General features: G+C 34.2%; 16 protein-coding genes and 3 pseudogenes. 18 read left to right on the top strand and 1 reads right to left on the bottom strand.

All coding sequences use genetic code 11. From position 1 onward, the window contains the following. Positions 1–99: 99 nt before the first annotated feature. The 18 genes and pseudogenes from BPMYX0001_RS34790 to BPMYX0001_RS34785 all read left to right on the top strand — a co-directional run. Positions 100–283, top strand: a pseudogene (locus BPMYX0001_RS34790) (hypothetical protein). Positions 284–295: 12 nt separating this feature from the next. Next, a complete protein-coding gene (gene glmS, locus BPMYX0001_RS25910; RefSeq protein ID WP_006097148.1) occupies positions 296–2,098 on the top strand; it encodes a glutamine--fructose-6-phosphate transaminase (isomerizing) in 1,803 nt (600 codons plus the stop codon). 150 nt (positions 2,099–2,248) lie between these two features. Continuing rightward, complete coding sequence (locus BPMYX0001_RS25905) at positions 2,249–3,088, top strand: heteromeric transposase endonuclease subunit TnsA (RefSeq protein ID WP_006097147.1); 840 nt, start codon at positions 2,249–2,251, stop codon at positions 3,086–3,088. Continuing rightward, positions 3,085–5,241 carry a Mu transposase C-terminal domain-containing protein gene (locus BPMYX0001_RS25900; RefSeq protein ID WP_033799406.1) on the top strand — a complete coding sequence of 719 codons (2,157 nt, stop codon included), beginning with the start codon at positions 3,085–3,087 and terminating at the stop codon, positions 5,239–5,241. The genes BPMYX0001_RS25905 and BPMYX0001_RS25900 overlap by 4 nt, the downstream gene beginning before the upstream one ends. After that, positions 5,216–6,901 (top strand): ATP-binding protein, encoded by a 1,686-nt coding sequence (locus BPMYX0001_RS25895; protein WP_033799405.1) that lies wholly within the window; start codon positions 5,216–5,218, stop codon positions 6,899–6,901. The genes BPMYX0001_RS25900 and BPMYX0001_RS25895 overlap by 26 nt, the downstream gene beginning before the upstream one ends. A 23-nt stretch (positions 6,902–6,924) precedes the next feature. Further along, positions 6,925–7,314, top strand: a complete 390-nt coding sequence (locus BPMYX0001_RS25890) for a hypothetical protein (protein WP_139358585.1) — start codon at positions 6,925–6,927, stop codon at positions 7,312–7,314. Positions 7,315–7,341: 27 nt separating this feature from the next. Then, the gene (locus BPMYX0001_RS25885) at positions 7,342–9,192 is read left to right on the top strand and encodes a TnsD family Tn7-like transposition protein (protein ID WP_006097143.1); all 1,851 of its coding nucleotides are present in this window, start codon (positions 7,342–7,344) and stop codon (positions 9,190–9,192) included. After that, positions 9,173–10,711, top strand: a complete 1,539-nt coding sequence (locus tag BPMYX0001_RS25880; RefSeq protein WP_033799778.1) for a Tn7-like element transposition protein TnsE — start codon at positions 9,173–9,175, stop codon at positions 10,709–10,711. The genes BPMYX0001_RS25885 and BPMYX0001_RS25880 overlap by 20 nt, the downstream gene beginning before the upstream one ends. Positions 10,712–10,851: 140 nt before the next feature. Further along, positions 10,852–13,605, top strand: a complete 2,754-nt coding sequence (locus BPMYX0001_RS25875; protein ID WP_033799404.1) for a type I restriction endonuclease subunit R — start codon at positions 10,852–10,854, stop codon at positions 13,603–13,605. 123 nt (positions 13,606–13,728) lie between these two features. After that, on the top strand, positions 13,729–14,328 hold the full coding sequence (locus BPMYX0001_RS25870) for a restriction endonuclease subunit S domain-containing protein (protein ID WP_033799403.1): 600 nt from the start codon (positions 13,729–13,731) through the stop codon (positions 14,326–14,328). A 1-nt stretch (position 14,329) separates the two neighbouring features. After that, positions 14,330–15,883 (top strand): type I restriction-modification system subunit M, encoded by a 1,554-nt coding sequence (locus BPMYX0001_RS25865; RefSeq protein ID WP_006097137.1) that lies wholly within the window; start codon positions 14,330–14,332, stop codon positions 15,881–15,883. Positions 15,884–15,886: 3 nt separating this feature from the next. Continuing rightward, positions 15,887–17,104, top strand: a complete 1,218-nt coding sequence (locus BPMYX0001_RS25860) for a restriction endonuclease subunit S (protein WP_006097135.1) — start codon at positions 15,887–15,889, stop codon at positions 17,102–17,104. Positions 17,105–17,127: 23 nt separating this feature from the next. Beyond that, on the top strand, positions 17,128–17,307 hold the full coding sequence (locus BPMYX0001_RS34285; protein ID WP_006097134.1) for a hypothetical protein: 180 nt from the start codon (positions 17,128–17,130) through the stop codon (positions 17,305–17,307). Further along, positions 17,308–18,648 carry a hypothetical protein gene (locus tag BPMYX0001_RS25850; RefSeq protein WP_006097133.1) on the top strand — a complete coding sequence of 447 codons (1,341 nt, stop codon included), beginning with the start codon at positions 17,308–17,310 and terminating at the stop codon, positions 18,646–18,648. It begins immediately after the preceding gene. Between the two features lie 221 nt (positions 18,649–18,869). Next, positions 18,870–19,091, top strand: a pseudogene (locus BPMYX0001_RS25845) (PDDEXK family nuclease); the annotation flags it as partial. Positions 19,092–19,169: 78 nt separating this feature from the next. Further along, the gene (locus tag BPMYX0001_RS33385) at positions 19,170–19,391 is read left to right on the top strand and encodes a hypothetical protein (RefSeq protein WP_244268560.1); all 222 of its coding nucleotides are present in this window, start codon (positions 19,170–19,172) and stop codon (positions 19,389–19,391) included. After that, positions 19,388–20,233 (top strand): DUF2785 domain-containing protein, encoded by an 846-nt coding sequence (locus BPMYX0001_RS25835; RefSeq protein ID WP_033799402.1) that lies wholly within the window; start codon positions 19,388–19,390, stop codon positions 20,231–20,233. The genes BPMYX0001_RS33385 and BPMYX0001_RS25835 overlap by 4 nt, the downstream gene beginning before the upstream one ends. Before the next feature lie 403 nt (positions 20,234–20,636). Beyond that, positions 20,637–20,789 (top strand): annotated as a pseudogene (locus tag BPMYX0001_RS34785) (heteromeric transposase endonuclease subunit TnsA); the annotation flags it as partial. Positions 20,790–20,997: 208 nt separating this feature from the next. Here the strand turns inward: BPMYX0001_RS34785 and BPMYX0001_RS25825 are convergent. Further along, on the bottom strand, positions 20,998–22,068 hold a 1,071-nt coding region (locus BPMYX0001_RS25825), incomplete at its 5' end, for a glucosaminidase domain-containing protein (RefSeq protein WP_033799401.1).

Here is a 22,068-nt window from a genome sequence, read left to right as displayed (position 1 = left end):
TTTATCGAGATTTCGGCGGATGACTCCCGGTTGTTCATCACAACCGAAAGCTTTTATTTAAAGCGTTGAGGTGACTCAATGGACAAAGATAAAAGTGTGATGAGGGAAAAAGAACGGATGAATACTGGCTGTATAAGTATATACGGACTGAAACCCAATCGAGAGGAAGGTGAAAGCCGTTACAGACTTACAGGGCTAGCAATATGTAATCCGTTTTTTATATGTAAATAATGGGATCGGACTATGTCGTTACATGTTCGCAAAGCAATGTAAGCATTTGTAACGGCGACTAAACATGTGTGGAATCGTAGGATTTATTGGTGATCAAGATGCAAAAGAAATTTTATTAAAAGGCTTAGAGAAGCTAGAGTACCGTGGATATGATTCAGCGGGTATTGCAGTACAGGCAGAGAACGGTGTTGTTGTATTCAAAGAAAAAGGCCGTATTGCAAAACTTCGTGAAATCGTGGATGAAAATGTAGCTGCAAGCGTGGGAATCGGTCATACACGCTGGGCAACACATGGTGTTCCAAGTAAAGTCAATGCACATCCGCATCAAAGTACGTCAAAACGCTTTACACTAGTTCATAATGGTGTAATTGAAAACTATGAATTAGTGAAAAAAGAATATCTTCAAGATGTGACGTTTGTAAGTGAAACAGATACAGAAATTATCGTTCAGCTTATGGAACAGCAAGTCAACACAGGATTAAGTGTAGAAGACGCATTCCGTCAAACGTTATCCATTTTACATGGTTCTTATGCAATTGGCTTACTTGATGCTGAAAACCCAAACATGATTTATGTTGCTAAAAACAAAAGCCCGCTATTAGTAGGTGTTGGTGACAACTTTAATGTTGTTGCAAGCGATGCAATGGCAATGTTACAAGTTACAGATCAATTTATCGAGTTAATGGATAAAGAAATGGTGATCGTAACACAAGAAAGCATTACAATTAAAAACTTACAAGGTGAAACGATTGAGCGTGCACCGTTTACAGCGGAATTAGATGCAAGTGATATTGAAAAAGGAACATATCCTCATTTCATGTTAAAAGAAATTGATGAGCAACCACTTGTAATCCGTAATATCATTCAAAAGTATCAAAATGAAGATGGCGAAATTGAATTAGATGAAGATATTCGTAATGCAATTTTAGATAGCGATCGTATTTATATTATTGCATGTGGAACAAGTTACCATGCTGGTCTTGTTGGAAAGCAATTCATCGAAAAATTTGCGAAAGTACCTGTAGAAGTACACGTAGCAAGTGAATTCTCTTACAATATGCCACTATTAACAGAAAGACCATTCTTCATTTACATTTCACAAAGTGGTGAAACAGCAGATAGCCGTGCAGTACTTGTGCAAACAAATGAAATGGGTCATAAAGCATTGACAATCACAAACGTACCAGGTTCTACGCTTTCTCGTGAGGCGGACTATACACTACCTTTATATGCAGGACCAGAAATTGCAGTCGCTTCTACGAAAGCTTACACAGCACAACTTGCAGTGCTTTCAATCTTAGCAGCTGACATTGCGAAAGCAAAAGGTGAAGTTCTTGATTTTGACTTAACACACGAATTAGGTCTTGTAGCCAATGCAATGGAAGTACTTTGTAATCAAAAAGAAGAAATGGATGCACTTGCAAAGCAATTTTTGGCGACAACTCGCAACTGTTTCTTCATCGGACGTAGCGTAGACTTCTATGTTGGTTTAGAAGGTGCGTTAAAGCTAAAAGAAATCTCTTACATCCAAGCAGAAGGATTTGCTGGTGGAGAATTAAAACACGGTACAATCGCGTTAATCGAAAAAGGTACACCAGTTATCGCGCTTGCTACACAAGAGCACGTAAACCTTGGAATTCGCGGCAATGTAAAAGAAGTAGTAGCACGCGGAGCAAACCCGTGTATCATCGCAATGAAAGGCTTAGAAATGGAAGGTGACAGCTTCGTATTACCAGCTGTACATGAAGCGTTAGCACCGCTTGTAGCGGTTATTCCATTACAACTGATTTCATACTACGCAGCGCTTCACCGCGAGTGTGATGTTGATAAGCCACGTAACTTAGCTAAATCTGTTACTGTTGAGTAGGAGATTGGGAGGTTCATAATTTTATGTGGATTTGAAATAAAGTCGCGATGTTTATAAAAAAGATGCGATGTTTTGAATAAAGTCGCGACGTTTTAAAAAAAGTTGCGATGCTTTACCCCTTTAGATATGATTATCTAAAGGGGTGTTTTTATGTCTAAAAGAAAAAGAACATCTGAAATTGAAAAGTGGATAAAAGAAGGTCGCGGTTCAGGTATCGGTACAAATTATAAACCGTGGCTGAAAATTCAAGATGTATCCTCTCTAGGTCGTTCAACTCGTTTAAAAGGAATAAAAACGAGTAGGCAACATGAATTTTTATCGGATTTAGAACGAAACTACTTTTACTTAACTGAACATTCGGATTTTGTTGCTGATATTCGTGAGCAATTTCCTTTACTACCGTTGGAAGAAACAATTGTCATTGCAGATGAATTAGGTATTAAGCATCCTACTAATCCTAAAACTGGTGAACCAATTGTGATGACAACGGATTTTTTATTAACTGTAGATAAAGGACAAGGTGTGTTTGAAGTGGCTCGTACAGTCAAAATGAAGGATGAATTACTGAAGGAACGTGTACTTGAAAAGTTTGAGATCGAGCGAGAGTATTGGCAGCGGCGAGACATTGATTGGGGCATTGTTACAGAGGAAGAGATTCATAAAATAATGGCACGGAATATTAGCTACATTCATGACTATTACGATATTCGAGATTACGATGCATTTCAAGAAATGAGTTCACAGCTCATCGAGGATTTATCTTTATCGTTGATGCAAAGATTACTAAACGATTCATGTAGTATTCGTATTATTACAAGTGAATTTGATACAGATACACATTTGCCTTTTGGGAGTGGTGTGACCCTTTTTTATCATTTGCTTGCTCAGAAAATTATTGTGATAGATATGCTTAAACCACTAAATTTAGAGGAACCAATTGATATTAAGTCAATTGATGAAAGTAAGTTGAAGAAGGTGAAGTATGGATGATCTATATTAATCAAGTGCTTCAGTATGTAAAAGATTCTAGGAGAATACGTGTAATAGATATTGAAGAATCATACGTGTATACCGTTAATGTTGATACGACAAGTGCTATGCCTCAAAAAGAATTATATGGTAGCTTACAGACAGATATTAAACAAGGTGAACTTCTAGTGATTAGTGATCCTTATGCAAAAGCTATTCCAGATAACGAATTAACAGAAGTGCAAATACGAAAACGTGAAGAAGATTGGTATACAGTTGAAAAATATATTCTTCATAATATGAGCGAATTACTTAATAAACAAGGTCGTGAAAATAAGATTCAGGAGATTGTTAAGGAAAGTGAACTTGGGAAAACGAAGGTAAAAAAGCTTCTCAGTCGTTATTGGCAGCGTGGTATGAACAAAAATGCAATGTTACCGGACTACGCAAATTCTGGGGGTAAGGGGAAAATCAAATCTTTAACAAATGCTAAAACAGGACGCCCTCGAAGAGTAAATATTAGTGGAGATTATCAAACGGGTATTAATATTACTGATGAAGTGAAGTTGCAGTTTGAACATGCTATTAAAAAGTATTATCGCAAAACAAATAACTATTCATTAACAGACGTATACCATTTTATTCTGCGTGATTTCTACTCAGATCGCTATAAAGAGAATGGCGAAGTGAAATACCAAGTTTGGAATGGTAGTCGAATACCTTCATATAATCAGTTTTACTATTGGTTTAAGAAATTAGAGGATCCAAAAAAAGATATTCAATTCCGTAAGAGCGCAAAGGAATTTGAGTCTAAACATAGACCAATTTTAAGTGATTCGAAATCTGAAACAAACGGTCCAGGAACGCGTTTTCAAATTGATGCAACAATCGCAGATATTTATTTAGCTAGCTCCTTGGATGTAAATAAAGCCATTGGTAGACCAGTTATTTACGCCGTAATCGATGTGTATTCTCGTATCGTTACAGGATTATATGTGGGTTTAGAAGGTCCATCATGGATCGGAGCGATGATGGCTTTAGATAATATGGTCACTGATAAAGTGGAATTTTGTAAACAATATGGGATTGAAATATTTGAGGAGCAATGGCCTACATATCATTTACCCGAAATCATTATTGCTGATCGAGGTGAGTTTGAAGGTTACTCTGTTGAAAATCTAATTAATAATTTAAATATCAAAATTGAAAATACAACTGCTTATCGAGGGGATTTAAAAGGAATTGTAGAACGTAAATTCCGTACATTGAATGGAAAGGTAAAACAAAAGGCACCAGGTGCTATTCAAAAAGAATATCGTGAACGTGGAGACAGAGATTATCGTTTGGATGCGACCTTAAATCTTAAAGAATTTACAGCAATAATTATTACGCTGGTGCTTCATCACAACCATAAAATCGTTGATAAATATCCAATGGAAAAAGAAATGATTACAGATGGCTTAGTACCAACTCCAATCAATTTATGGAACTGGGGAATTCAAAGCCGTAAGGGCAGATTAAGAACTGTTGATAGAAATATTCTAAGGTTAAATGTTTTACCACGAGGAAACGCTACTATTTCTAGAGCTGGTATTAAATTTAAGAACCTATTATATAGTTCAAAGCAAGCAATTGAAGAACAATGGTATTTAAAACTTAAGAATAGAAGTATCGAGATAGTTTATGATCCACGTAACATAGAGAAAATTTATATTCCGCATGATAATGGGGTGGACTTCGAGTCTTGTATTTTACTTGAGCCAAGTCAACAATATCGCAATGACTTCTTAGAAGAAATTATTTTCCAACAACAATTACGAAGTGAATTGGAAGAAATCGAACGTTCTAATCAAATACAGCTGACGATTAATACAGATGCAAAGATGGATGAAATTATTAAAAAAGCAAAGAAAAAGCAACAACAATCTTTAAATAAATCTACTAGCAAAAGAGAAAAGATTGCATCTATTAGAGAAAATAAAAGTATAGAAAAGCAGTTAAATAGACAACAAGAAAAGTTCGATTTGTCACCAGCAGCTGTTAGTGAAAAAGCAGAAGTAATTGATTTTTCTACAAAAGAAAAGGTACAAAGCGAGCTATCTAAAAAGTCTAGCTCTCGCCTAATGGAAAAATTAAAGAAAAAGCGAGATGAGAAGTTTGGAAAAGACGAATAATCTTGTCCTTAAAGGTGATTTTGAGGAAGCCAATTACAAGGGGCAGGCTTTATTGGAGTATGACAATAATCCTTTTATCGAAGTGCTCCCACCAATCTTTGATGAAGATGATGTGTTAGAACGGTTTATGGTAACACCACGTATTACAGAGCAAGATAAACAAAGTGAAACGAATATTCGCTATCATGTGTTGAAGCGTGTAAAGAACTTCATTCAACCTTTGCCGATTCATTTTGAAGTAGAGCGTCGCCTATCTACTTTAATTCGCCGAGGCTATTTAGCACGTAATCCATTAGATAAAACATTTCTAGAGCGCATTCGAGTTTTACATCAGCTAAGAGAAGATGAAGAAGAAGCACATAAGTATATTGATGAGCGATTAAACTATATACGTTCCACGGCAGATAGTTTATCGATTATTGGTATTTCAGGTATTGGAAAAACAACAGCAATTGAGCGTTTACTACTTATGTATCCGCAAGTTATTAAACATGAAATTTACAAAGGACAACCATTTAATCGTACACAAATTGTTTGGCTTAAAATCGATTGTCCATATGATGGTAGCTTATCTACAATGTGTAAAGGATTCTTCAAGGCGATTGATGATCTACTCGGTACTCGTTATTTAGAGAAGTATGGTTATTTAAATCGTGTTACGTCAACGATGCTTTTACACATGACTTCTTTAGCAAGCATGTACGGTATCGGAGTGTTAGTTATTGATGAAATTCAGCATTTACTACATTCAAAAAATGATCAAGAAGAGATGTTGAACTTTTTTGTTACATTATCAAATACAGTCGGCATCCCTACAGTGTTAATTGGTACCTCGAAAGCCCAACAATTATTTAAAGGAAACTTCCGTCAAGCTCGTCGTGCAGCAAGTGATGGTGCAATTATTTGGGATCTTATGGCTGAGGACAGTGAGGAATGGGAGTTCTTTTTAGAAACGTTATGGGAATTACAATGTTTAAAAACTCGTTCAGAGCTTACTGAAGAAATTAAAAAGACGTTTTATGAAGAATGCCAAGGAATTACTTCGGTAGCTGTAAATTTGTTTATTCTAGCACAGGAGCGAGCGCTGTTTGATGAATCAAATGAAAAAGAAATAATTACTTCTCGCGTGCTAAAGAAAACAGCTAAAGAGGATATGGAAATTATTCAACCGATGCTTAATGCTATTCGTAAAAATGATTTGAAAGCAATGTATAAGTATGAGGATATTATGATTAATCTTGACGAGTTAATGGTTAATCATAAGCAAAACACCGAGTACGAGGGGAAAATCAAAGAGGCGATGAAAGAACGTCAAAATACGTTGCAATATAAGAGACAAGATACGATTGAAAGTTTAAGTATTGAAGTTGCTTCGCTAGGAATTTTTGATGCTTTGAATGCTACTGATATTAAGAAGTTGGTTACTAAGATTATTGAAAATAGCCCTATTGATGTAGAATACAACATTTTAAAATTTGAAGCTGTTCAGGAAGCAATGGATAGGCAAAAGAAATTAGCCAAAGGCCTGAAAAATGTAAATAAAATAGAATTATTACCGTTATTAGAATTAAGGGGGAAAGCAATTCAGAGTAATGAACACCCTTATAATTTCTTGAAATCAAAAGGATTTATAAAACAAGTATTACAAGAATTTTTTTAAACTTTTACTTGGAGGTGGTAATGATGAAGGAAAAGACAATTAAAGTAGATGAAGAAACAGATATTAAAAACTTTAAAGTTACTTTAGCTTTTTTAGCTTTAATTGTAATCACAGGTGTTACATTTCTTATAACACAAATTAAAGAAGTTGGATTTTTATATGCGGTATTTTCAATAGTATGGTTTGGTTTAGAAGGAAGTATTATAAAAAGCGCGGCTAAAGTAGTTTTGAAAAATAATATTTTAGTAGCAATGTATACAGATTCCTCCACTTTATTAGCTTTTGCGACATTATTTTATTCTGTTAGTGGATGGAATACTTTTTGGGGTAAATTTATAGCAACCTTAATATGTTTAGTATTGATGACTGCATTGAGATACTGGAGTAACTCAATAATAGAAAAAGCGGAATAAAATATTGGAGTTTAGGAGGTCATATAAATGCTACCATTTTTCACTAATCCATATCCAGATGAATTAATATATTCAGCGATTGCACGTTATCACTTTTATAGTGGCAATATTGATTGTAAAGACACGTTAGAAGAAGTGTTTCAAAGTCGTTCTGTGATTCCGAGTGTGGAGATTGGTAGCCATTTTGCTATATTAGCTAATATAGGCTCTAACTATTCTGTTGAGACTATATTAGCTAATCATACAATTTATTCTTATTATGTAATATTTTTAACAAAGCAGCGTCAGCAAGAAATTCTACAAGACGTTTCTAGTAATGGACAAGCACTTTATACAAGACTTGGTATGATTGCAGGAAGTATTTGTAGAAAAGCTGGCCTCTATTATTGTGCCGAATGTACGAAAAGTGATGTAGAGCAATTTGGAGAGCCATATATACATCGAGAGCATCAGCTACAAGGCATTGATTACTGTCCCCACCATGAGGTGCAATTGAGAAAATATCCAGTAGATACAACTAGCCGTATTGAATACATTCGTTTTGAGTTAAAGAATATGGATCTATCTTCTATTTACAAAGATGATCCTTTGGCAAAAATGTCAATTTACTTATCAAAACAAGCATATAAATTATTGCAATTGCCGTTACATAAATTTTCACGAGAAGATATTAAGTTGAAATACAGTGCGTTATTGTGTGAATTAAATCTAATTACAGTTTCAAATCGAGTACGTCAAAAAGAATTGTATCAAGCATTTAAAAGTAAGTTCCCTAAAGGCTTTTTAGAAAAGTATGAGAGTACCCTAAATATAGCTGATGAGTATAACTGGTTAAAGGTGATTACTCGTAATACAAAGCGTCATGTACATCCTTTTAGGCATTTGTTAATGCTATATTTTTTAGAGCAGGATGTAGATGAATTTGTGAATCAAAAGGTTAATGGAGGTCCATTTGGTACGGGGCCTTGGCCTTGTTTGAATAAAGCGGCAACACACTATAGAGATTTGGTTATTCCTAGTGTTGAGGTTACAAGAGATTTTAAATCAACAGCTCCAATTGGTACATTTACCTGTTCATGTGGATTTGTCTACGCAAGAAAAGGGCCTGATCTGTCTTTAGAAGATCGATTTCGTATAGGAAGGGTGAAAGTATTTGGTGAAGTGTGGAAGTCAAAGCTTAAACAATTGTCTAAGGCCAATCTTAGTACAAGAGTAATTGCGAGAGAATTAGGAGTCGATTCAAAGACAGTTAAAAGGTATTTAGGGGAACATGAGTTGGTAAGTAATCAAGTAAAAACAGAGAATAAAGCGTTACTTGAACAATATAAAAATGAAATGATAGAAGGGATACGAAAATTTCCTGATTTATCTCGTAAAGCTTTGAGAGACCGTTTTAAAAAGCAATATATGTTCTTATATCGGTATGATCAAGAATGGTTGATGAAGAATTTGCCTATAAATCAAAAGAAGCTAGAGCCAACTAAAACGATAGACTGGGATAAACGAGATAGAGAATATGTGGTAAAAATAAAAACGCTCTATAAAGATTTATTAGCAAAAGAAAGGCCTATTCGAATAACAGTTTCAGCGATAGGCAAACGATTAGGAATATTAGCGAACTTGGAGCATCATTTAGATAAACTATCGCAAACAAAGGAATTATTAAAAGGAATAATTGAGTCAGTCGAGCAATTTCAAATTCGTCGTTGTTGTAAAGTGATTGACCAAATGATAACGATGGATGAGCCAGTTATACTATGGAAAGTACAGCGTATAGCAGCAGTAAAAACGCATCATTTTCATGAAATAAAACCAAAGCTAGAAGAATATTTGAAAAAGAAACAGGATGTGAGTAATGATGAGCAAACAACAGATTAAACTGAATAATTGGCCATTTGATGAAGGAGAGCAAGCACAATTAACTTGGATTAGCTCTCCTTTTTTGCAAGATAAAAAAACGATGATTTATGCGTATTTTAGAGCAAATGATAGGACTGAAAAATTATTAGTTGATTGGGGAACTTTGCCAGCTTTAGCTATTCAGCATTACTACATGAACGGCAATATTAGTCAAAGTATTCCTCCGTCAGGTATAGAAGAAGTTGAAATTAAAATTTATCCAAACACTGTGACCTATTCAGAAAGGGATTGGAGCATATTTGGTACAAATGATAAAGATGTTTCGCGTAGTTTCACTGTTTCATACCAAAATAAAAAATATATCTTGCCCCTTATTGAAGTTGTGCGTAGTATTTTAGCACCAAATCGATTCTTATTATATCGTTTATTTGAAACGAATTCTTTTCCGCAATATTTTATTGAGCAATACGAGCCCAATAAGCTACATCTAGATTTTTCATCACAATATCATCGTAAGTATACGAAAGACTCCTACTTATTCCAGCTAGTATGGCTTTTAACAAATTCAGATCTAAGACAAGTGTTCGAAAATACCGCTTATACCTTTATTAATACAGGAGTCCTACAGTTTGATTGGTTATTCAAGCAACCTATTACCGTTACTGCTGTTGTGAAATCAAGTGTAGCGGGAGGAACTATCCTTCGAATAAAGCGTGTTAAAAACAAAAAGATTCCTTATAAAGAGATTTCATTTACTCATCCAGAGATAATTCAAAATGAAAGGACAAGCGAAGCTAAAAAATATGCATTTCATTCAAAGCAGAATGATGGTATAGGTGAATCTGAAATGAAATTAGATGAAGAAGCTGAGGGAACAACTGATGATTTTGATATAATAGAAATGGATAATCAAATTCATGAATACGAAAAGCTTCCGAAGGTAACAAAAATTCGTAGAAATTCTAATAAACAACGAACACAAGAAGATGAAAATACAAAACGTTATTTCATTGAGGATAATGCACGAAGATCTACCGCTGATGTTGGCGGTAATCAGCTTGCAAGAGGAATAGAAAATAAATCTTTATATGAGATACAGGCACAAGGCGAATTATCAGATTTTATTAACGTACTTAAAATTTTAGAAGGTTATCCCGAAGTTAAAGCAATTAATGTAGCTACAGGTATATTACCAACAGGGAGTGAAAAGCGAAAATTTAGTTACTTAGATGACGGAATTACAAATCGTAAGTACATAGTAGCTAGTATAGAATTATTTAATGGGAGACGGTACAAAGTTTTGGAAATAGAACGAGAAAGTCGTTCCTTATCTATGTTGATATTGTCCGCAACTATCAGTGTGGAATGGTCTTCGATTATTCAAGACATGTTGTCGGGCTTAGTGGATAAAAATGGTGTTTGGGCCAAGGAATTGATTATGGGGATAGAAAGAGAAGGTATTGTTGTAAAAAAAGCTAAACACAGTAAGAAAAGCGTTATACATAAAGCTAAATTGTTATTTGAAAAGCTAGTTTGACAAATCGTATAATTTCTCATAGAACAAATTTATTAATATACTTTATGGAATATTAATACAGAAATTCTTTTCGATGGTATGATTATTGATAGGTAAAGATATTTTGAATATATAAAAGTGGATATGTGGGGGATGTGGAATTGGGTTATCAGTCAGAAGCAAAACTAGAAAATCATTTAGTCGAGCAATTGCAAAAACAAGGTTATGAAGCTGTTCAATTATCGGATTATGCAGCTGTATTAGCCAATTTTCGTGCGCAATTAAATAAGTTCAATGAGAAGAAATTAAATGGGCAACCGTTAACAGATAAAGAATTTAAGCGTGTGCTTGTTGCAACAGAAGATAAAAGTATTTATGAATCTGCGAAAATCTTACGTGACAAGTTATTAATCGAGCGTGAAGATGGAACAGAACTTTATTTAGAATTAATGAATACAAAACAATGGTGTAAAAACTTATTTCAAGTAACAACACAGACGACCATGTTCGGTAAATATGAAAATCGTTATGATGTCACGATTTTCATTAATGGGTTACCTATTGTTCAAATTGAGTTGAAACGTCGAGGTCTAGATTTTAAAGAAGCATTTAATCAAATCCAGCGCTATCGTCGCCATTCATTCCAAGGGTTATATCACTTCCTGCAAATCTTTGTTGTAAGTAATGGTGTTGATACGAAGTACTTCTCCAATTCTGATTATGATATTCAATTTGGCTTTACTTTCTTCTGGTCAGATGAAGAAAATAATATTATTACGAATCTACAAGACTTTACGAAAACTTTTCTGCAACCTTGCCATCTAGCGAAAATGGTTAGCCGTTATATGATTATTAACGATACTGATAAGGCTCTAATGGTTATGCGTCCGTATCAAGTATATGCAGTGGAAGCCTTAGTAAAACGAGCAAATGAAACGAATAACAATGGTTTCATTTGGCATACTACAGGTTCAGGGAAGACATTAACTTCTTTCAAAGCAGGGCAAATTTTAGCAAATGAAGAAAGTATTAAGAAAGTATTTTTCCTTGTCGATCGCCAAGATTTGGACAGTCAAACTACTGCAGAGTTTAACAAGTTCGAAAAAGGCTCTGTAGACCGCACAGATAAAACAGATGAATTAATTAAACAAATTAAAAATCCAATGAAGCGCTTCATCGTCACAACGATTCAAAAAATGAGTAATGCGGTGAAAAATCCACGTTATGAAAAAATCATGGAGCCATATAAACAAGAACATGTTGTCTTTATTATTGATGAATGTCATCGTAGCCAGTTTGGTGATATGCGCAAAGATATTGATCACCACTTCCAAAATGCACAATACTTCGGATTTACGGGTACACCACGTTTTGAAGAAAACAAAAGCCAGGATGGTCGTACAACAGCAGATTTATTTGAAAAATGTTTACATCACTATTTAATTAAAGATGCGATTCGTGATGGCAATGTATTAGGCTTCTCAGTTGAATACATTAGCACGTTCCAATCGAAAGCAGATGAATTCGATGATACGAAAGTAGAAGGTATTGATACAGATGAGGTGCTGCGCCATCCTACACGTTTAAATATGATTGCAGACCATATTATCGACAATCATAATCGCCGTGCGAAAAGTAAAGGATATTGCGGTATCTTTGCGGTTGATTCGATTCAAACGTTAATTAAGTACTATGATTTATTTAAAGCGAAAAATCATAACTTGAAAATTGCAGGGATTTATTCGTTTGGTGCGAACGAAGAAAGTGATGGTACAGAAGAACATTCACGTGAAGCATTGGATCGTATGATTGTGGATTATAATCAAATGTTTGGAACAGATTATTCAACTGATGCATGGGACCGCTATTTCTCAGATGTATCAAAGAAAATGAAGCAAGCACAAATCGATATTTTATTAGTCGTAAATATGTTCTTAACGGGATTTGATAGTAAACCACTCAATACATTATATGTTGATAAAAACTTGCAGTATCACAATCTATTGCAAGCTTATAGTCGTACAAACCGTGTAGAAAAGGCGACAAAACCTTATGGAAACGTCGTTTGTTACCGCAATTTGAAAGAGCAAACCGATGATACAATTCGCTTATTCTCTAAAACCAATTCGGTTGATGATGTCTTAATGCAAAATTACGATGCTTATCTGGCGAAATTTAAAGAAGCATTAGAAGGACTCAAAAAAGTTGCAGCATCGCCTGAACAAGTCGATGCACTTCAAACAGAAGAAGATCAACGTGAATTTATTGTGGCCTTCAAAAATGTCACAAAAATGCTTCAACGCTTGCAATCATTTTCTGACTTTGAATTTGATGAAGATGAACTGCAAATCACTGAGCAATCTTACGAGGACTATAAAAGTAAATACTTCAAAATCCATGATCGCTTGAAAAAAGAAGATCCACGTAAGGAATCTATTTTACAAGACATTGATTTTGAGTTAGAGCTAATGCATACAGATCGTATTAATGTCAGCTATATTATGAATTTGATTGCGAATTTAACAATGGATGACGAAAAAACACGTGATCAAGAAATTAAATTAATCAAGCAAGAATTAGATCATGCGTCTGATGAAAAATTACGTTTAAAAGTTGAACTAATTCATAATTTCTTAGATAAAATTGTGCCACAGCTCGGTACAAATGTATCGATTCTTGATGAATATTCAAAGTATGAAGAAGAAGTACAAGAAGAAGAAATGAATACTTTTGCAAGTGAAGTAGGATTAGAGCAATCTGTTTTAAAAGAACAAGTGGCAACCTATGAATATGCCAATATCATTGAAGATAGTACCATTATGGACCGTTTATCAGGGTCATTTTTAAAGAAAAACAAGGCAATTAAAGCGATTAAAAGCTTTATTCATGAGCAAGTAGCAAAATATGGAGCATAGGAAAAAGAGAGGGAAACCTCTCTTTTTTCACGTTATTTTAAAAAATATCAAAAATAAATCGCGTTTCAACTTGATATTATTTAAAATATCATTTAATATAATATTTAGAGAGGAGGTCATACAATGAAGTTAAGAGAATGCGCAGATGTTACACAAGGCGTCTTCACAAATCGAGTTGAAACATCGAATCTGAGTGAAGATAGTGTCCAGATGCAGTTGGTAACATTAAAAGAATTTAATCATTTGCTCGGAATCGATTACCGAATTTCTCAAGAAAAAGATCGATCGATTTATGTGAATAAAGAGAAGATTAAACAAGAAGTATTAACAGATACTGAAAGCCTTGTGTTGCATACATTAACACAAAAGGTTGTTTGGTTTCCTCCACAATTTGAGGGTCTATTACTGACGAATAACTTTATGAAAATAAGCTTTTTTGAAAAAGTAGATGTTCATTTTATGGAGTGGCTATTTAATGAGCATCCTTCCATTCAGAAACAAATTGCATTATTTACAGAAGGAAGTATCATTTCTTCACTGAAGTTATCGAATGTAAAAGAAATTGAGCTTGTTCTCCCAAATGTTGAAAAGCAAACAGTAATAGGGAAGATCGCACAATTAAAAAAGAGAAAGACAGCACTTTTAAAAGAGAAAGATAGATTAGAACAATTACTCCTTCACCATCAAATGGTGGAGATTATCGATCAATTAGGAGGTCATTAAAATGACAACAAGTGAAAAACAACGCCAGCAACAAGCTGAATTACATAAGAAGCTATGGGCAATGGCGAATGACTTACGTGGCCAAATGGACGCGTATGAGTTTAAAGATTATATTTTAGGATTGATTTTCTACCGTTACTTATCAGAAAAAGTAGAATCACGCGCGAATTCATTACTTGCAGAAGATGAATTGAGCTTTGTAGAAGCTTGGGAAAATGACGAATATCGTGAAGATTTACAAGAGTATTTAATAAATGAATTAGGGTATGTCATTACACCTCAATATTTATTCTCTACATTCGTAAAAGAAATCGAATTAGGGGCTAATGGTAACTTCGATATTGAAATGCTTCAAAATGGTGTCAAGTTCATTGAATCTTCAACAATGGGTGCAGATAGCCAAGAAGACTTCGAAAACTTATTTGATGATATGGATTTAAACTCATCAAAATTAGGACGTACTGTAAAAGCTCGTTCTGAACTGATTGCGAAAGTACTTGTGAATATTGCAGACATCCCATTCTTACAAGATGATGTTGAAATCGATGTGTTAGGTGATGCTTACGAATATATGATTTCACAATTCGCCGCAAACGCTGGTAAAAAAGCTGGGGAGTTCTATACCCCACAACAAGTATCACGCATCTTAGCGAAAATCGTGACAGCTGGTAAAACAGAAATCAAAGATGTTTATGATGGTACATGTGGTTCTGGTTCCTTACTATTACGTGTAGGTAAAGAAGCGAAAGTTTATAACTATTACGGTCAAGAAAAAGTATCAACAACGTACAACTTAGCACGTATGAATATGTTACTACATGATATTCCATATCAACGTTTCGATATTAAAAATGCCGATACGTTAGAAGAACCACAGCACCTAGATAAACGCTTTGAAGCGATCGTTGCCAATCCACCTTACAGCGCAAAATGGAGTGCTGATGACAAGTTCCAAGATGATGAACGTTTCAGCAATTATGCAAAACTAGCACCCAAATCAAAAGCGGACTTCGCATTCGTCCAACACTTTATTCATCATTTAGATGATAATGGCACATTCGCAGTCGTATTACCACATGGCGTACTATTCCGTGGTGCTGCAGAAGGTGTCATTCGTAAATATTTAATCGAAGAGAAAAACTATTTAGATGCGGTAATCGGTTTACCAGGGAACATTTTCTTCGGTACATCTATTCCAACATGTATTTTAGTATTCAAGAAATGTCGTAAACACGATGACAACGTGATCTTTATTGATGCTTCAAATGAGTTTGAAAAAGGTAAAAACCAAAACCATTTATCAGACGATCAAGTTGAAAAAATCGTGGATACTTATTTAAGTCGCGAAACAATTGATAAATACGCTTACGCAGCAACATTAGATAAAATCAGAGAAAATGATTATAACTTAAACATCCCTCGTTATGTCGATACGTTCGAAGAAGAAGAACCTGTTGATTTAGCAGAAGTCGCAAAACAGCTGCAAGCGATCGATGAAGAAATTGCCAAAGTGGATGAAGAACTAGCTGCATACTTCAAAGAATTGGGGGTGTAGGGTGTGAATGTACCCAAATTACGATTCCCTAATTTTAACGATAAATGGTCAAGTATTAAGTTAGATGAATTGCTGGAATTTAATAATGGTATTAATGCTGATAAAAATAGTTATGGAAAAGGTCGTAAGTTTATTAACGTTCTAGATATTCTTAATAATGAACATATTGTTTATGAGAATATTAAAGGAAGCGTAGAAGTTGATGCTAAAACTGAAAATAATAACAAAGTAGAGTACGGAGACATCTTATTTTTAAGAAGTTCAGAAACTCGTGAAGATGTAGGGAAATGCTCAGTTTATTTAGATGAAAAAGAGTATTGTCTATTTGGCGGGTTTGTAATCCGAGGTAAAAAAATTGCAGAGTATGAGCCTTATTTTTTAAAGTTAAATTTAGAAACCCCACTTATTAGACATCAAATTGGTTCGAAATCTGGAGGGAGCACTAGATTTAATGTCAGCCAAAGCATTTTAAGCTCCGTAGAAATAAAAATACCGAGTATAAATGAACAAAAAAAGATTTCTAAATTTATGGATTTGTTCAATAAAAAAATCCAACTCCAACAACAAAAAATTGATTTGCTGCAAGAACAGAAAAAAGGGTTTCTTCAAAAGATGTTTCCAAAAGCGGGTGAGAAACAACCGCAAGTACGGTTTGCCGGTTTCACTGACGATTGGGAACAAAGGGAATTTGGAGAAATTATAACTGAACGACGAGAAAAAACTAAAATTGAGAATGAGGATACCCTACTATCAAGTGCTATAGATGGAATGTATTTAAATTCAGAATTATTCAGTCACTTTAGAGGCGCAAGTAATATTGGCTATTTGAAAATTAGAAAAAACGATATGATTCTTTCGGCTCAAAATTTACATTTGGGAAATTGTAATATAAATCAAAGATTTGAACATGGTATTATTTCACCTGCTTATAAAGTATATAGTTTAGTTAATGTTGATGCCGCTTTTATGCATGCATGGATAAAAAAAGATTCAACTAAGCAATTTTTTGAAAAAGCTACTACAGAAGGTGCAAGTGTATGTAGAAAAAATATTGAATGGGGTACATTATATAGTCAAAAAATATATATTCCGATTTATAGTGAACAACAAAAAATTGGAGAATTATTCAATGTATTAGATAAAAGAATTCAACTTCAGCAACAAAAGCTAGAATTACTTCAAAAACAAAAAAAAGGCTTCATGCAACAGATGTTTATTTAAATTTTTAGCAAAGGGGTAGGAGGATGGAACAAAAGAAAAAATTAGGCTTCTTTTTTGGAGCTGGTGCCGAATTAGGATATGGTTTACCTTCGGGCGGAAGATTTGCATTAGATATATTTAAAGGCTCGAAAGAAGAAGATCGAGAAGCCTTTAGAGAACAACTAGCTAATATTGATTTGCAGTCTCAAATTGCTACTCAATGATTGCCTGAAAACTTCCAATCAAAAAGAATTAATGTATTCGGTAAAGGGAATTTTGAAGAAATCATTTCTTCAAGTTTAGAGCATCGTAGACAAAGTACACTAAAGTATCTTGAAAACTTTGATTCTAACATTGCTGGAATTTTAAATAATTGGGATATTGATGAAGATACTATACGTGAAATATTTTCCAAAGAAATTAAAATTGAAATCGGTGATAAATTATATTCTCAAGAAATTGCTTTGAATAAAAAGTTAGCTGATCAAGTTTCTTTGTTTGATTCGGAATATTTCTCTGCATTTTTAAAATTATTGGAATTGCAACCTAATAATGATTTGAAAAGAATTATTACAGCTTTTTTAGAGTTGCTTTTAGGAGCTTTAGGGCAAAACCTTGTATCTCAATTGAACGATGAATTGTTTGAGAAAGCGCCCACTACAGTAAATATATTTGACGATATTAGTGGGATTTTTAATATAAACTACTCTAGTGTCGGACAAGTTGGAATGGAAATTGTAATTGAGCAAACAAGAGAACAAGTGGATGAAAATACGGATATCAATAAAATATTTATTGAATTAGGAAAGACAATATTAGAACAAATTTATTGTCAAACATTGGACTATCAATCATTAATAGACAGTCATTTTAGATATTTATATAATCCAAAATCCCAATGGGCAAAGTTCACCAAAATTGCTGTATTTTTATATACTGTTCAGCGGTATATCAAGGATCAAACAAAGATAGATGAAACTAAAATTGAAAATGGTCCAGGATTTTATCATGATTTAATTACTATGCAAAACGATTTTGACCTACATGCAGTTGGGACTACAAACTATAATAACTTTATAATTGATATTTTTGAGAAGAATGATATCAAAGGTGTGAGTATATATCATCTAAATGGTGGTGTGCGAGATTATTATGACCCTTATAAAAATCGTATAATCAGTGATTTAAGTGAAGTGAATCCTACAGAGCAAATAGTTGTTCCGTTTATTTTTACTCAGAGTGGAGTTAAACCCCTTACATCTATTACCATGTCGCAAAGGTATGTTGAACTGTATGAGAAATTTAAAGAATGTGATTCTATTGCTATTATTGGATATGGTTTTAATGGAGATGATGGCCATATAAATGGGATGTTTAGAAGTTTAATTGAAGAAGAAAATAAGGACGTTCATATTTTTCATTATTCTACTGAAAAGGTGAATCAATCTTCTCTTCAAAGAATGTATAAAAATAAATTAAGAATTGATTCAACACAACATTTACATGTACATTTAATCGACCATCAAAGATACACTAAAGGAGAAGATTGGTTTAAAAGCTTATAAAATGATCAATCTTTTTTATAAAAACTCTAATATTTAAAAAATTAAACCCACCTATTTTGATTAATCTTTTTTCAAAATAGATGGGTTTCTTCTATTATAAAATCAGTATTTGTAGCCTTCTTTTGATCAAACTTTATTTTAATCCTACATTTTATTGTAGATTTGAAATAAAGTTGCACCGTTTTACCCCTTTAGATATGATTATCTAAAGGGGTGTTTTTATGTCGAAAAGAAAAAGAACATCCGAGATTGAACAGTGGGTTAAACAAGGTCGAGGGGTCGGTATTGGAGTAGATTATAAACCTTGGTTAAAGATTCAAGATGTATCTTCAAAGGGTCGTTCAACTCGTTTAAAAGGAATAAAAACAAACAGAAAGCATGAATTTCTGTCGGACTTGGAACGAAATTACTTTTATTTAACTGAGTATTCGAATTATATTGTTGCTGGCCGCAGAACAGATTTCGAAAAAATAGAGAAACTACATATGCAGTAAGGCTTGAAATGAAAAGAGATAAAGCAATTGAGCTATTACACTATGATAATTTATATGATTTCACTTTGGATATTATCGGAAATAATTCTTATTGATGACTTAAAGCAGAGTCAAAGGTTAATTACAGCTCATGAATCGGGAGTAAAAATAAGATTGCAAAAAATTTTTAAATATAACAACGTAGGTTTAAAAGTATTTGAAAAAACAATCGACCGAATAGAACGAATGATGAGAGGGATGGGAAAATGAGCGATACAAGGACCAAATTGATGCTGGATTTGCAAAGAATTGAGAAGGATAAGTATCAGTTACGCGAAGGTGAGCAGCATCAAGATTTCTTACCTTTGTTACTTCAATATATTGGCGATCCTCAGCCAGAATTACGGGATAACCTGATTTATCCGATGTTTTATATGTGGATTAAGGAAGAGAATAGGTTCAGTGGAGAGGAGTTGCGTAGCCTCTTAACTGTTCTGACTGATGAGAACCATTTGTTCTATAATATTGGCAGCGAGGATGATCAGTCAGTTTTTACAAGGACGTTTTCTGCCTTGCCTATCGCTTTGATTGTGCAACGCCACAGACAGAATCCATTTTTCAATCAAGCGGAAATTGAGCAATTAATGCATGCAATGCTCCGTTATTATAAAGAGGAGAAGGATCTGCGAGGTTACCTTTCAGTAGGAGGCTGGGCTCACAGCGCTTCTCACGGTGCGGATATTTTTGTCGAGCTGGTGCAGTGCGAGGAGAGTAGCGTCGCACTGCTGCGTGAGGTTCTTGTCGCTATTTCTGGCATGCTTCATAATGGTAGACACATTTTTAGCGATGAGGATGATGAGCGGTTGGTCAACATCGTGGATACGATGATTGACAAAGAGTTACTTCCACATCAAGAAATCGCTGATTGGATTAGCGGCTTAGCGCAATGCTGCAATTTGCCGAGAAGTCGGAGTCAGGTGATTGCTCGCGTGAACAGCAAGAATTTTTTACGCAGTCTCTATTTCAGAAGGGGACAAGATATCCGAGGGGATGAGCTTAACACTGTCATGCTTGGTACTGAGGCAAAATTGAACAGGTTTTCTATCAGTTAAAGGATTAGAGTGTGTTTCAATTTTCGTTTAGTTAAAAATGGCAGTCACAAAATTACTACTGTGACTGCTTTATAAAAGGTTGACCAAAGCCTTAGTTCTTTGTTTGACACCCTCTGGCATGTTCCTCCATTAAAGGGCGCTTTAATGGAGGAAATATCATAGAAATGATCAAACTTTTTTATAAAAGAATGATTCAATAAAATATATTAAGAGCGTGTTTTGATTAATCTTTTTTCAAAACACGCTCTTTCTTTTTGCTTGTTTATCAAGGCTATTAGTATTAATTTGATCAATCTTTATTCTAAAGCTACATTTATTGTTGGTTTGAAATAAAGTCGCGACGTTTTTAAAAAAGATGCGAAGCTTTACCCCTTTAGATACGATTATCTAAAGGGGGGTTTTTATGTCCAAAAGAAAAAGAACATCTGAAATTGAAAAATGGATTATGCAAGGTCGCGGGTCAGGAATTAGGGTGATTATCAGCCTTGGTTGAAGATTCAAGATGTTTCCTCGTTAGGTCGATCAACACGCTTGAAAGGGATTAAAACGAGCACCTTATATTTCCTCTTTTTGGTTCTTAAAAAATACATTTTCCACTTCACTGGCCAAAAGGAATATCTCAGGGAGAGCATAACAACCAATAATTTTCGTACTAGGAAATATATCTATTGCAGGTACTATATCGAAAATCTGGCCTCTTTAAATGTACTCTTAGCTTTTATAAATACAGCCCTTTTAGTTTTCGTCTAAAAGGGCTGTGCTGTTTACATGTTTAATTTAGTTTTCAATATCCAATATTTATTTCCGTTTATTGTAAATGAGAATTCGACCCATCCATTGGGATCTTCGCGATGAACGAATACTGATGTTCCTAATGCTAATGTACCTTGGTTGTTTTCTGTAACAGACTGACTTTTAATTACTCCATCAAATGAATAGGGTACAACGTAATAGAAGGCAGCTAGTTTAGCAGTTGCTTTCGTTCCCTGTGGATATGTTTTATATGGGATATTATTTGAGAGTGCGTCAACATTTAAGGTATTTGGGTTTTTAGGTAATTTTTTTGCATATAAATAATCTTGCTTTTGGAAGGGTTTAATACGCTCCATAATTTTTGCGATTTTGGTAGACCATTCTTGATCTGTTGAATACATAACATTCATACCTTGCAATGTTGGACCATAGTAATATGATCCATTTTTCTCTAAATATTTATCTCTTACATAATTGGCATTATAGGCAATGCTATCACCGAAGGTTGGTAAATATTTTGCATATTTAAACGGATCCTGATCATAAGCGCGCAAACCAAATAGATTATGTTTGCGATATGCGATTTCAGATTTACCATATCCGGATTCTAAAATAGCATGTGCCGCTAAATAAAGTGCGTTAACACCATACTGAGCTTGAGCTGCAACAAAGTCGTTTCCATGTCCAATTAATGGGCTATCTGGTTGGTACTTTTTAATGTCAGCATCAATTTCTTTACCAGTAACATTTGAAGCATATGTTAAATCAAGGTTTATATATGACGTAGCAGTAATATTATTTTCAGGAATCCAAGTACCGCTGTTATTGAAATAATACGTTGTTCCGTCAATAGAAGCGAATCCAGTTTGCATAACACCATTTAGCTGTAAATAGTACCATGTACTCCCTTCTTGTAGCCAACCCGTTTTCATCGTCCCATTTGAATTTAGGTAGTACCACTGGTTACCGTCGAGAAGCCATCCTGTTTTCATGGTGCCATTAGAGTTTAAGTAATACCAAACTCCGTTATCAAAAAGCCACCCTGTTTTCATAGCGCCATTAGAGTTTAGGTAATACCAAAC

It is taken from the genome of Bacillus pseudomycoides DSM 12442, assembly GCF_000161455.1.
Lineage (GTDB): Bacteria > Bacillota > Bacilli > Bacillales > Bacillaceae_G > Bacillus_A > Bacillus_A pseudomycoides.
Note: the sequence above shows the minus strand (reverse complement) of the source record. Positions and strands in the feature narration are given on the sequence as shown.

What these genes read in the sequence shown, in the direction of transcription:
- BPMYX0001_RS34285 (WP_006097134.1), top strand. Translation starts at nt 17,128, where the DNA reads ATGGAACAAAAGAAAAAATTAGGCTTCTTTTTTGGAGCTGGTGCCGAA.
- BPMYX0001_RS25900 (WP_033799406.1), top strand. Translation starts at nt 3,085, where the DNA reads ATGATCTATATTAATCAAGTGCTTCAGTATGTAAAAGATTCTAGGAGA.
- BPMYX0001_RS25835 (WP_033799402.1), top strand. Translation starts at nt 19,388, where the DNA reads ATGAGCGATACAAGGACCAAATTGATGCTGGATTTGCAAAGAATTGAG.
- BPMYX0001_RS25905 (WP_006097147.1), top strand. Translation starts at nt 2,249, where the DNA reads ATGTCTAAAAGAAAAAGAACATCTGAAATTGAAAAGTGGATAAAAGAA.
- BPMYX0001_RS25865 (WP_006097137.1), top strand. Translation starts at nt 14,330, where the DNA reads ATGACAACAAGTGAAAAACAACGCCAGCAACAAGCTGAATTACATAAG.
- glmS (WP_006097148.1), top strand. Translation starts at nt 296, where the DNA reads ATGTGTGGAATCGTAGGATTTATTGGTGATCAAGATGCAAAAGAAATT.
- BPMYX0001_RS25880 (WP_033799778.1), top strand. Translation starts at nt 9,173, where the DNA reads ATGAGCAAACAACAGATTAAACTGAATAATTGGCCATTTGATGAAGGA.
- BPMYX0001_RS25895 (WP_033799405.1), top strand. Translation starts at nt 5,216, where the DNA reads ATGAGAAGTTTGGAAAAGACGAATAATCTTGTCCTTAAAGGTGATTTT.
- BPMYX0001_RS25890 (WP_139358585.1), top strand. Translation starts at nt 6,925, where the DNA reads ATGAAGGAAAAGACAATTAAAGTAGATGAAGAAACAGATATTAAAAAC.
- BPMYX0001_RS25885 (WP_006097143.1), top strand. Translation starts at nt 7,342, where the DNA reads ATGCTACCATTTTTCACTAATCCATATCCAGATGAATTAATATATTCA.
- BPMYX0001_RS25870 (WP_033799403.1), top strand. Translation starts at nt 13,729, where the DNA reads ATGAAGTTAAGAGAATGCGCAGATGTTACACAAGGCGTCTTCACAAAT.